The organism is Xanthomonas albilineans (assembly GCF_009931595.1).
Taxonomy (GTDB): domain Bacteria; phylum Pseudomonadota; class Gammaproteobacteria; order Xanthomonadales; family Xanthomonadaceae; genus Xanthomonas_A; species Xanthomonas_A albilineans.
Window position 1 is genome coordinate 2,934,466 of record NZ_CP046570.1, and the last position, 12,229, is coordinate 2,946,694.

The following is a 12,229-nucleotide window of genomic DNA, read 5'->3' on the forward strand; positions in this document are numbered from 1 at the left end:
CGACCATGGCACGCCCCATCAGCAAGACCACTGCGTCCAGCAACAAACTCGGGCGCGGCGCCAATGCCGTCGACAAGACGCAGAAGGGCCTCAGCCGCGAGCGTATCGAGGCGGACATGGCCGCCTTCCGCAAGGCCGGCGGCCGCATCGAAGTGCTTGGCACCACCCGCGTACTGAAGAAAGTCGGCGAACTCGAAGCCGGCTAGACGCGCGCACTATGCGCGGTCTTCACACCGACTACGCATACTGTCTGCTCTTCGTCGCCATCACGATCCCGTATGATTCTGCGTTCTCAGTCCGCGGAACTGGGCCAGCCTGCTTACGGCAACTGCGGCGACGCAGAACCGTTGGATTTCGCAGTGCACATGGCGTTCCAGCCGATCGTCGATGCCGCCACACGCACGATCTACGCCTACGAGGCGCTGGTCCGCGGCGAAGACGGCAGCAGCGCCGCCGCCATGTTAGGACGTGTCCGGCCAGAGCAACTGCACCACTTCGATCAAACCTGCCGGGTGCAGGCAATTGCCACCGCCACTCGCCTGGGCTTGCGCACGCGCCTGTCGATCAACTTCATCCCCAATGCGATGTACGAGCCGACGACTTGCATTCGTATGACCCTGGCCGCCGCCGAGCGCTTCGGCATGCCGATCAGCGGACTGATCTTCGAACTCAGCGAATCCGAATACATCACCGACCTACCCAAAGTGATGCAGATCCTGAACCGCTGCGCAGAGCATGGTTTTCTGACCGCGATCGACGATTTCGGCGCCGGCCATTCCGGCCTCAATTTACTCGCCGATTTCCAACCGCACTTAATCAAACTGGACATCGGCCTGATCCATGGCATCGATACCAGCGCAACACGTCGGCACATCGTCGGCGGTATCGTGCAAATGGCCGCTGCACTCGGCTGCACCGTGCTCGCAGAAGGCGTTGAAACGCCTGCCGAGTACCATGCCTTGCGCACGCTGGGAATCGACCTATACCAGGGCTATCTGTTCGCCAAGCCCGCATTGGAAGCGTTGCCGCGCATCCCCACCGCACTGTGGAAACGTCTGGAAGGCACAGGCTGACACCGCGCTCGCTGATCCGCGCACTTACCAGATCAGATCGTCAGGCACCTGAAAGCGGCTGTAATACGGATCGTCCTCGCCGCTGCTGGCAAGCGGCGCTGCCAAGGCGTCGAATATGATCGCCGTCGGATCGCGACTGGCGACCTTGTCCACCACCGCTCGCGGAATCGGCACATAACCCGCCTCCAGCCGCGCGATCACCACGCTGCCGGCGATCAACTGCGCGCGCAACGCCGCATCCACCCGCAGCCGCTGAATTTTTCCAGCATCAACGAAGTGATAGTCGATCTCGCCATCAGCCTTGAATTTGTGGCTTTCCACGATCTGTCGCGCTTGCGCGCGCTGCTCCTGCGCCCGCAGCTGCGCATTGCGCTCGGCGGCCAGAGCGCGGTCGCGCTCCACCCGTTCCTGGCGCAGCCGCTCGCTCTCCACTTGTTCGGCACTGGGCGGCGGCGGTGACTTGCCCTGACGCGCCTTGGCCTGTTCCCGTGCCACCTGGGACACCTGACTCTTCTTGACCAAACCGGCCTTGAGCAACTGCTCCTGCAAGGGATTACGCATCGAAACCTTCCGCGGAACCGCTATCTAGGAACCGAATGATACCCGCTGCACGCGTCAGCATCGCGCATAGCACCCGAGCACATCACCTGAGCGCCATGCACCAATTCCAATGTCACCGAAAAAAAGCGTACGCAACAATCTCTTCCATCCCCACGATGCGCACGCATGGTGCCGGCTCCACATTGGCGTTTGATCTGCGCCAGCAACTCATCGCGTTGAATTTCGTCCGACATCGGAGTCCGGCCGCGTGGCGGGACAACCGCCGCGCCCTTACACTGCCCGCCCACCGATTGCAGCGACGCCGATGTCCGCCCCCGTTCGCCTCGACAAATACCTCGCCGCCATGCTGCACTGCTCGCGCGGCGAAGCCCAGCAGTACATCGAAGGCGGCTGGGTCAGCGTGGACGGCATCGTGGTCGAGGAACCCCAGGCCAACATCACCACGCAGCATGTGACACTGGCACCCGATGCGCAGTTGGGAGTGGACGACGCGGCCACTTTGCTGCTGCACAAACCCATTGGACTGACTGCGGCGCAAGCACTGGCACTGGCCAGTCCCGCGACGCGCAGCAGGCTCGATCCGACCGACAGGCGCATGCTCAAACGCCACTTCCTGCACCTGAGCATGCCGTTGCCACTGGAGCAGGAAGCCAGCGGGCTGCTGGTGCTCAGCCAGGACCGCCGCGTGCTGCGCCGACTCAACGAGGACGCCGCCACAATCGAACAGGAGTTCGTGGTCCAAGTGCGCGGCGACCTGCTGCCCTATGGCCTGCACCGGCTCGCCCACGGCCTACGCCACGGATCGCGCACATTGCCGCCATGCAAGGTCAGCTGGCAGAACGAGGATCGCCTGCGTTTCGCGATCAAACAAGTGCAACCCGGTCAGTTGCATGACATGTGCGCACAGGTGGGGCTGGAGGTGATCGGATTGCGGCGCCTGCGCATCGGTCGCATTGCACTGGGCAAGCTGGCGTCGGGCGAGTGGCGCTATCTGCCGAACAGCGAGCGCTTCTGAGCCGCACGGAGACACCGTACAACCTGCACCCTCTAGCCATGGCAGCGCGCACGACTCGGCCCATCATGCGCGCCACTACGCTCAGTGGTGCGCCAGCGCGCGTTGTATCGCTTGCTCAGCCAACGGCGCCATCAGCGCATAGCCGGCGTTGTTGGGATGCACACCATCGATCGCCACGGCTTTATCCATGCCACCCTCGCGGTTGCTCAAAGCGCCGTAGTAATCCAGATACACCGCACCCTGGCGCTGCGCGTACTCTCGCATCCAGGCGTTAAGCGCGCGGACCTTGCCCGCCGGCTGCAAGCCCGGCCGCCACGGATAGTCACTGACGGGCAACACCGATGCCAGCACCACCTTGATGTGATTGGCCTGGGCCAGTTCGGTCATCGAGCGTAGGTTGTCCTCGATCATGCCCAGCGTGGAAAGCCCGGTATTGCCCGCCAGGTCGTTGGTGCCGGCCAGGATCACCACCACCGCTGGTTTCAAATCGATCACGTCCTGACGCAAGTGCACCAGCATTTGTGCGGTGGTCTGCCCGGAGATACCCCGGTTGACGTAGCCGGATTTACCGGGGAAAAAGTGTGTCCCTTCCCTGCGCCCCCATGCATCGGTGATGGAGTCGCCATAGAACACCACTCGCCGCGCCCCCATGGCCGACGCTGCCAGGGCGGCGTATCGGCACGATAGCGTTGCAATTGCGCCCAATCCAACAGCCGCTGCTGCATCGCCATCACGTCGCTGGGTTTGAGCGTGTCAGGCGCACGCGTGACCTTACCCTCCAGGGCGGCGCCAGGCGCCGGTGCGGCGTACACCACACCCAGCGTCGTGACCCACACGGCGAGGACAACGCACAACAACGGCAGGCATTTCATCGCTCGACTCCAGATACGTGCGGCCCTCCTGTGCAAGCAGGAGGGTTTCCGGCATCCGCAACAGCAGCCGGGCCGCCACCAAAATGTGCGCATACTCACGAAAAACTAAGGGAACTTATGTCATGACGCAGAAAACACATCCCAGACACGCTATCGCAACTGCGCCTGTTTTAGGCTTGGAGGAACACTTGAAAAAGTGTCGCAATCGCCATCAGGCAACCCGCCGGATGCCACCTGAAGTAATACGCAATAAGGATGATCCATGAGCCGCAAACATGCACTGTCTATCGCATTGCTCGCCAGCATCGCGGGCCTGTCTTACACCGCTATCGCAAACCCTCCACCCGTGGCCGACGAGATGGATTCCGAACCGGTCGACACTCCACCGAATGCCGCTGCGCTGGGCGGGGCGGAACTGCACAGCCTCGCCGCAAATAGCAGTCTCGCCGCAAATAGCGCGCACACTCAGGCCCTGATCGCACTGCCCGCGCCCGACAGCGTCAACACCGCCAAGATTCAGCAGTTACGCGGACAGCAAATCAAACAGGGAAAGCCTCTGCAAATTGGCTTCTCCCGCGATATCGTCAAGCCGGACATCGACCTGGGCCATCTTAACTGGCAGACACTGTCCGACGGCGCGCAGGTGACCAGCTTCGAGATCAGCTCCACCAATGCCGCAGCGCTGCGCGTGGCGCTGCAACTCAGCGGCAACGGCGCTCACCCCGGCGATCCGAGTCAAGCGACGCTGCGCTTCGCCAGCAAGGATGGTCGCGTGTTCGAACAGAACGGTGCCTATTTCGCCGGTAGCGCACCAGGCTGGTCGGCCGTGGTCGCTGGCGCGCGCATGGTGGTGGAAATCGAACTACCGAAAGGCCAGTCCCCACAGAACTTCACGTTGAAGATGCCAAAGGTTTCGCACATGGACATCAGCCCCGTCGCCAACGACGCGATGATGCAGCCAATGAGCGGCGAGAGCGGCTCATGCGAGCACGACGTCGCGTGCCGCACCAATCCGACGCCCGGCTTCATCTCGGCCACCAAGTCGGTGGCGCGCATGCTGATCACCAACAAAGACGGCTCCACCTTCACCTGCACCGGCACTCTGCTCAACAACCTCAATACGCCGAAGAAATTCCTGTTCTGGACTGCGTCCCACTGCATCAGCACCCAGGATGTGGCCAACACTCTGCAAACCTACTGGTTCTACGATGCCGCCACGTGTAATGGTTCAAAGATCAATCCGGAGTACGCCACGCTCAGCGGCGGTGCTTATGTACGCTACACCAACGACACCCGCGACGTGTCCTTGCTGGAGCTGAAGACCGCACCGCCGAGCGGAGCATTTTTCGCTGGATGGACCAGTCAGGCGATCCCTTCAACAGGCACCCCGATCATCGGCATTCATCACCCCCAAGGCGACGTGAAAAAGTATTCGTTGGGCAACGTGACGGCCCTATCCCGTTCGTTCGAAGACAAGTCGCCGCTGTACCGTGTGCAATGGAAGGCCGGTGTCACCGAGGATGGTTCGTCCGGTTCGGCCCTGTTCACCGTCAAAGACAACGGCGCTTACCAATTGCGCGGCGGCCTGTTCGATGGCGGCTCGTCCTGCAAAACGCCGAAAGAGCCCGATTACTACTCGCGTTTCTCGGACGTGTATCCACACATCCGGAAATACCTGAGCAAGTAAGCCCAAGAGCAAGGAGTACCGCACTCGTACTCCTGCGTCAGGACAGGCCGCCCCAACCGGGCGGCCTGTCCGTTTCTGCCACTGCGCCGCGCAGCGGTTACACTGGCCATCTACCACCGACAAGCAGACATCACTTGGCCAAGCCCAACTACTCCTTTGAAAAACGTCAGCGCGAACTGGCCAAGAAGAAACAGCAGGACGAGAAGGAAGCGCGCAAACGCGAAGCACGCGACGCGGCCAAGGCAGCCGCAAACACCAGTGGGACGCCCGACAGCGCGACCTGAAGACAAGAACGATCAGGTGCCATCAGCACCGCACTGCACTCTATCGCAGGACATCGGCGCTCAGTCGATGGACGTTCTCAATTTGCAAGAGCAACACGAGAACCGGACTGAGCGATTTCCCCATGATTGAGGCCATAGCGAGATTTCCAACATGGCCGATCACAACGAGCTCCCTGCCACAGAGCCAGCGGAACCGCTGCGAAAGCAGTGCCCCATCGCCAGCGCGTTCACTCGTGCCGCAGCACCAGCGACCAATCCAACGCCAGCATCAGCATCAGCGATAGGCCAACCAACGGGAACAGCACCCCACCGAGCGCCAACAACGCGACCACAACGCGCAACGTGCGCCAGTCCGGCGGTGGCGGCACACCCAGCGCGCCGGCCGGGCGTCGCTTCCACCACACCAGCACAGCGCTGACACACAACACCCCGACGCCAAGGCACGAGGCGATCAAAAATACCTGATTGAACCAGCCATACTCCTGCCCCATGTGCACGTTGATGCCCCACTCCAACGCCTTGGCAAGCGGACCATAGTTGGCGTAGCGCATATCCAGCAGGACCTTGCCACTGTATTGATCCAGATGAATCACGCGCTGCTGCGCCAGGTCCGGCGGATACACCGAGGCGGTGTACACGCCGCGGGGACCACGCGGCAAGGCCACGCTGTAACCGGCAGCGATGCCGCGCGCTCGAAAGCGTGCCACCGCCGCGTTCAAGCCAATTGCAATGGTGGCCTGGCCGGCAACGGTCATCGCGGCACTTGCGTCCTCGGCGGTGCGCATCGCATGCGTGGCTGCTGGCGCGGCTGACGGCAGCACCGATTCGGGCACGCGCGCCTGACGCAACGACCAGGCCGGCACCTCGGTCTCGCCCAGGCGCTGCGCGGACATGGGCAGATCCACCCGCAGCCCCGCCGGATAACCATAGTGATGGCCATTGGCGAGCCGGTTGACCTGCGCGCCCCAGAACCACGACCACGGCAATCCGGTCAGCGCAAGAAACAACAACATCGCGCCGACGACACTGCCGGTGAGCGCATGCACATCGCGCCAGAACCGCCGCTGTGGTGGCCGTCCGCGCACCCTGGTCACACCAGCGCGCCGCCCGCGTGGCCACCACAGGTAGATTCCGGTCAACACCAGCAAAATCGCCCAGCCCGCGGCCACCTCGATCAACGCCCTGGCGAACCAGCCGACGTAGTCGAGGCTGTGCAAGCGGCGGATGGTCCAGGCCACGGTGCCGTGCTCGGGCAAACGGCCCAGGACCCGCGCCCGATAGGGATCTACGTACACCACCAGATGACGCCCATCAGCGGCGGCGATGGTCACTTCCGCCGAAGCGTCGGAACGCACCGGCGTGGTGTAGCGCAACGCCTGCCCCGGCTGCACCGCCAACGCTGCATCCAGCAGTCGCTGCGGCGGCAGCGTTCGTGCGGCAGCGGGCACCGTCACCGTCTTCAGCGCGCGATGGAAGTAGCCGTCGATCGGCTGTTGATAGACGAATGCCGCACCGGTCAACGCCAGCCAGATCAGAAACGGCAGCACCAGCAAGCCGGCGTAGAAATGCCAACGCCACACCGCACGGTAAAAACGCGCCGGTGGCACAACCTCCGCCGTCATGCTGCGTGTCATCACCAACCCCAGCTCAAGGTGACGTACAGGGCACGGCCGTCGCCGGGCGATTGACCGGAAGAACCGCTGTCGTACCAGACATACACGTAGTGGCGATCGGTCAGGTTCTTCAGTTGCACGGAGATCTCGCGCTGCGCTCCCCAGTCCCAGGCCGCACCCAGATTGGCTAACGCATAACCCCCGTAACGACCCAGGGTATTGCTGCGCTCCACGTAGTAATCGCCCTGCGCGTTACCCCAGACCGAGAGCTTCAACCGCGATGTCGCCTGCCAGTCGACACCGGCACTGGCCAGAAAGTGCGGCACGTTTTCGATCTCCTTACCACGTGTCGTCGGCGCACTCGGATCCGGGGTCTCAATCAACGCCCGTTGCCGCGAATACGCCAGCCACAGCATCCAGCGTTCGTCCGGATGCAGGTTCAATTGCGCGTCCCAGCCGCGACGCAGGGTCTTGCCGACGTTACCGACCTCGCCCGTGCCGACGCTGCCGTTGACCCCGAAGATGGTGGCCACTTCGTCGGAAGCACGCTGTTCCCAGTACGCCACGCGCGCGTCCCAGCGCTGTTGCGCACCGGCAAACTTCAAGCCGGTCTCCCAGCCGTCGTTGAACGACGGCGCCAGATCGCGCGATTGGGTGCGATAGGCGCCATTGCCGCTGCCAATCTGGAAGCTGCGACCGATGTTGGCGTAGGCGCTGACCTGCGCCGTCAGCGCGTACACCGCGCTGAACTTGGGTTGGCGGATAGCCCCATAGGCGTAGGCCGGATAACGCGCACCGCTGGACAGATCGCGGAACTGCCCACCCACCCAATCCACACGATAGCCCGGCACCAGTTGCAGACGCGCATTCGGCCGCAATACCACCTGCACGTAGGCACCACGCGTGTGCAGATCGAAATCCCAGTCGCGTAACGGCGCAGTGCGTACCCGCGCCACGGTGCGATAACGCTGCGAAGCGTTGTCCTGCCATTGCCCATCGACTCCGCCTTCCAGCGCGAACGATTCCGCCCAATCCACATGCGGCCCCCAACTGAGCTTGCTCAGCAAGCCACGCTGGGTCTCGTCGGTATCGCGTTCCTGTTGCAAGCCAGCCGCGGTGAAGCGCACCCATCGCTGGTTCTGGTAGCGATTCCAGTACAGCGTCGTACTGCTGTGCAGGGTGTCGGCCAAGCGCGCATCCAGATGTAGCCCGACCTGCCCGGTCTGGCGTTCGCTGCGGTCATCGCGCGCGTAATCCGGCGAACTGCGCGGCGCGCTCTGCGCCGTGGCGGCATCCAAATACCCCGCTTCCAAGGCCGCGTCGTGGTAGTAGCGCATGCTGAGCCCGGCACGCCAACGCGCATCCGGGTCTGTGTAGAACCACTTGCCAGCGAACGCGTGTTTACGCGCGTCGGCATGGTCGCGGTAACCATCGCTATCGCGCCAGGCGGCAAAGTAGTTCTGGCTCCAGCCGTCGTGCTCGATGCCTTGCAGCGCCTGCACCTCACGGGTGCCGAAACTGCCGACGGTGACGCTGGCACGCCCATCGTTGCCGCCGCTGCGCGTCAGCACTTCCACGCTGCCGGCGATAGCGTTCAGGCCGTATCGCGGATCGTTGGTGCCACGCACGATTTCGAGCGCGGCGATATCCAGCGGGAACACCGCATCCAGATAAGGCATGGCGCCGTTATTGTCGTTACTGGGAATGCCGTCGATCAGCAGCTTGACCGCATTGACCCGACCTTCGCCGTTGAAACCACGAAAGGAAAACGTACCGCCCTCGGTCCCCATTTTGAACTGGGTGACTTGTACACCAGGCGCGCGCAACAGCAGTGCCGAAGTGTTATCGATATGCTGATCCTGCAACAAATCACCGCCGAGGATGTCCACAGAACTGAACACGTTGCGCGCACTGGAACCAGCGGCGAGCGGCGAGGCGACCTGGACCTTGCCCAACGTCAACACAGAGTCGCCGGCAGCGACCGGCGGCGCGTCGACCTCGGCGCGAGCCGGCGCGACCACCGCGGCACAGACGCAGCAGCACGCCGCCGTCGGCATGTAGAGAAAACGCATCATCGATGACCCCATCAATACAAAGGAAGGACCTGCCGCGACGAGGTCGCAGCACGTAAACAACCAACCTATGGATCAACAGAACAGCGGAGGTCCGCGTGCGGGATGTGCGCGACCGAAATCGGCCGTGGCAAAAACACTGCATACAGACGCGTCGGGAGCGGGTGTACCGCGCCAGGGCAGCAATACCAACAGCAATGCCATCCACGGCAACAGACGCGCGGCCAACAAGCAGTAATCGCAGAGCGGTGCGTGCGCCAGCCCAGCGTCGTCGTGATGTCCGGCCTGCACCGGTAACGCACTGCCCGCGAGCCCCGGCAGGCGCAGGCCGCTGCTGGTGCACAACGCCTGACCATGCAACGCCACCTCACCAGAGGGCGCCTGCTGGCAACGACTGATCAACGGCGCCAGCAACAGCAACCCGATCGCCAACACGGCGAGCGCGGCCCACAACGACGGTGGCTGGCGGAGACGGAACATCATCCCAGTCTAGTCCACGCCCACCGGCACGCCAACGCGACGTGTCGCCGCAGCCGTCGAGCCGACCGACTATCGACGCTCCCCGCACAACACGGTATGCATACGCTCTTCACCGACACCCGATGGGCGAAGCATCCCCTGGCGTATGGCCGGGCCAACACGCAACGCAGGCCGCCAGCGCGAGCGCCCCAAGGGCGCAACGTCGGCAGCATCGCACGCGATACCCTAGACTTGGGTTCTTCTGCCGTCGGACCGGGCCGCATGTCCACCAACGAATCCACCGTTCTCCCTGTTTATTGCGCCATCAAGCCGCACAACGAAGTGCTGCGTCTGGATGCCCTGCATAGCTACGCGATCCTGGATACGCCGCGCGAACCCGCCTTCGACGATATCACCCGGCTGGCCGCGCTGATTTGCCAGACCCCGATCGCCGTGGTCAGCCTGATCGACAGCGAGCGGCAATGGTTCAAGAGCGAAGTCGGGCTGGGCATACGGGAAACCCCGCTGACCGTCTCGATGTGCGCGCATGCGCTGCTGGAAGACGATCTACTGCTGGTGCCGGACACACGCGAGGACCCACGCTTCGCCAACAACCCCCTGGTGACCGGCGAGATGCACCTGCATTTTTACGCGGGCGCATTGTTGAAGACCTCCGACGGTCTGCCCCTGGGTACGGTCTGCGTGTTGGACCATCGCCCAAGGCACCTCACCTACGAACAGATCGAAGCACTGCGCGCATTGGCGCGGCAGGCGATGGCACAACTGGAACTGCGTAAAGCGCTGCATCTGGCACAGGAATCCAGCCACTACCGTAGTCGCCTGTTGGCCATTGCCGGCCACGATCTGAAAGCGCCCTTACGCACCGCCTCCTATGCGCTGGCCAAGGTACAACGCCAGCTCGGCGAGGCCAGCGAATTGCCGCTGGATGCCGCGCGCGCAGCCTTGAATCAGGTGGCGACCGGGCTGGACACGCTGGCTACCAGCGCGGTCAGCGGCGAGTTCAGCCTGCCGACCTTGCACGATCTGCCCCTGGCCGAGGTGCTGGCGCCAATTCTGGAAACCTGGCGCCCCCAGGCCAAAGCCAATGGAGTGCAACTGCGCAACGTGCCGACCACGCTGCGCGTGCACAGCAACGCGCCGCTGTTGTCCACGTTGCTGGGCAATCTGATCGGAAATGCGGTCAAGTACACCGCGCATGGCAAGGTCCTGGTCGGCTGCCGCCGGCGCGGCAACACGGTGGCCGTGGAGATCATCGACTGCGGCATCGGCATGGATCCGGATAGCCTGCGCACCCTGTTCCAGGCCTTCCGTCAGGCCGATCCGCGCAGCGATGGCCTGGGCCTTGGCCTGTGGATCGTGCGCCGGGCAGCGGACACCCTCGGGTGCGGCGTCGAGGTCCGCAGCCGCCAGGGCCACGGCAGCCGTTTCACGGTGACGCTGCCGGTAAAGAAAGAAAACTGAGCCACCGACCCGGCCACCAGATCAGTCGATGCGGGTCCGAGTCAGCGCTTCCCAGCGCGGCGGCATCGGCCAATCCGGTGGTTGATTACCCTCCATGACCCGGCGCAGATCACGTGTATCGATTTGCGGAGCAAGCGCATGCACCAGCTCCAATGCATAGTCACGTAACACGCGATCGCGCGGCAGCACGGCCCAGGCGATGCACTCGGGAATCTCCGCCGGCGCCGGCCATGCACGCAGATCGGTGTCGTTGGCGTCGACCGCCATCTCTGCCAGCAGGCCAACGCCCAGCCCGGTACGTACGTAGGTCTTGATCAGATCCGCGTCGAGCGCGGTCAACGCGATACTCGGCTCCAACCCGAGGCCAGCGAATGCACGCTGCAACGAAGATTCGGCACGGGTCGAGGATTCGTAACTGATCAACGGCTGCGCCGCCAACGTCACCATATCCGGCGCCCGCGTCGGCATATCCAAGGCGTGTCCGCGCGGCACCAGCACCAGGCGCCGCCAGCGGTACAGCGGTACCGCGATACCCGCACCCGGCGCATTGCCGGCAGTGCTGACAATGGCGATGTCGGCATCGCCCTGTCCCAGCAAATCCAGCGCAGCGCTCTCGGCAGCCTGCTGCAAATGCACGCTGACCTGCCGATAGCGCTGCTTGATCCGCGCCACCGCCGGCGGCAGCACGAAACGCGCCTGGGTATGCGTGGTGATGAGGGTGAGCTGGCCCTGGCTCTCGCGACGCTGGTTGGCGGCATAGGTGCGGATATTATTGGCCTCGGCCAGCACCGCGCGGGCGCGCGCGATCACCTCCCGACCCGGCGGTGTCACCGCCTCCAGACTACGCCCCTTGCGCACGAACAACAGAAAGCCCAACTCGTCCTCGAGTTGTTTCAGCTGTTTGGATAGCCCCGGCTGCGTGGCATGCACGCGCGCCGCCGCCAGGGTGATGTTCAGGTCGGCATCGACGATGGCGACGAGGTAACGAAGCTGGATCAGCGTCATCGGAACGAGGGCGAGACAATATCTGGCATAGGAATCGCAACTTTAGTGGAAATCGGCCCCAGCTTATAACCGAAAGCGATTGGCCCCAGACAGGAGGTGATTTCCA

At 63.4% G+C, this 12,229-nt stretch carries 11 protein-coding genes and 1 pseudogene; 6 read left to right on the plus strand and 6 right to left on the minus strand.

What is annotated here, in order from left to right; genetic code table 11:
* Positions 1-5: 5 nt before the first annotated feature.
* Entirely contained in the window at positions 6-206 is a 201-nt protein-coding gene (locus XaFJ1_RS12195) for a hypothetical protein (RefSeq protein ID WP_012916984.1), read from the plus strand.
* Positions 207-278: 72 nt separating this feature from the next.
* Positions 279-1,073: an EAL domain-containing protein gene (locus tag XaFJ1_RS12200; RefSeq protein ID WP_012916985.1), complete on the plus strand. Its 795-nt coding sequence runs from the start codon at positions 279-281 to the stop codon at positions 1,071-1,073.
* 24 nt (positions 1,074-1,097) lie between these two features.
* Here the strand turns inward: XaFJ1_RS12200 and XaFJ1_RS12205 are convergent, their stop codons facing one another.
* The gene (locus XaFJ1_RS12205; protein WP_012916986.1) at positions 1,098-1,634 is read right to left on the minus strand and encodes a DUF2058 domain-containing protein; all 537 of its coding nucleotides are present in this window, start codon (positions 1,632-1,634) and stop codon (positions 1,098-1,100) included.
* Positions 1,635-1,938: 304 nt separating this feature from the next.
* Here XaFJ1_RS12205 and XaFJ1_RS12210 point away from each other — a divergent pair, with 304 nt between their 5' ends.
* Positions 1,939-2,649 carry an rRNA pseudouridine synthase gene (locus tag XaFJ1_RS12210; RefSeq protein ID WP_012916987.1) on the plus strand — a complete coding sequence of 237 codons (711 nt, stop codon included), beginning with the start codon at positions 1,939-1,941 and terminating at the stop codon, positions 2,647-2,649.
* An 81-nt stretch (positions 2,650-2,730) separates the two neighbouring features.
* Here XaFJ1_RS12210 and XaFJ1_RS12215 read toward each other — a convergent pair.
* Positions 2,731-3,521 (minus strand): annotated as a pseudogene (locus XaFJ1_RS12215) (SGNH/GDSL hydrolase family protein).
* Positions 3,522-3,783: 262 nt separating this feature from the next.
* Between XaFJ1_RS12215 and XaFJ1_RS12220 the strand changes: the two are divergent.
* Complete coding sequence (locus XaFJ1_RS12220) at positions 3,784-5,208, plus strand: trypsin-like serine peptidase (RefSeq protein WP_012916990.1); 1,425 nt, start codon at positions 3,784-3,786, stop codon at positions 5,206-5,208.
* Positions 5,209-5,342: 134 nt separating this feature from the next.
* Complete coding sequence (locus XaFJ1_RS15960) at positions 5,343-5,492, plus strand: hypothetical protein (protein WP_162836145.1); 150 nt, start codon at positions 5,343-5,345, stop codon at positions 5,490-5,492.
* 227 nt (positions 5,493-5,719) lie between these two features.
* Here XaFJ1_RS15960 and XaFJ1_RS12225 read toward each other — a convergent pair whose 3' ends face one another.
* The 3 genes from XaFJ1_RS12225 to XaFJ1_RS12235 form a co-directional block, all read right to left on the minus strand.
* Positions 5,720-7,114, minus strand: a complete 1,395-nt coding sequence (locus XaFJ1_RS12225) for a PepSY-associated TM helix domain-containing protein (protein WP_045757385.1) — start codon at positions 7,112-7,114, stop codon at positions 5,720-5,722.
* Positions 7,115-7,125: 11 nt separating this feature from the next.
* On the minus strand, positions 7,126-9,177 hold the full coding sequence (locus tag XaFJ1_RS12230) for a TonB-dependent receptor (protein WP_425509578.1): 2,052 nt from the start codon (positions 9,175-9,177) through the stop codon (positions 7,126-7,128).
* A gap of 75 nt (positions 9,178-9,252) precedes the next feature.
* Positions 9,253-9,660, minus strand: coding sequence for a DUF2946 domain-containing protein (locus XaFJ1_RS12235; protein WP_012916993.1), 408 nt, complete (start codon positions 9,658-9,660; stop codon positions 9,253-9,255).
* Positions 9,661-9,918: 258 nt separating this feature from the next.
* Between XaFJ1_RS12235 and XaFJ1_RS12240 the strand changes: the two genes are divergently transcribed.
* A complete protein-coding gene (locus XaFJ1_RS12240; protein WP_012916994.1) occupies positions 9,919-11,118 on the plus strand; it encodes a GAF domain-containing sensor histidine kinase in 1,200 nt (399 codons plus the stop codon).
* Positions 11,119-11,139: 21 nt separating this feature from the next.
* Here the strand turns inward: XaFJ1_RS12240 and XaFJ1_RS12245 are convergent, their stop codons facing one another.
* The gene (locus XaFJ1_RS12245; protein ID WP_012916995.1) at positions 11,140-12,123 is read right to left on the minus strand and encodes a LysR family transcriptional regulator; all 984 of its coding nucleotides are present in this window, start codon (positions 12,121-12,123) and stop codon (positions 11,140-11,142) included.
* Between the last annotated feature and the right edge of the window lie 106 nt (positions 12,124-12,229).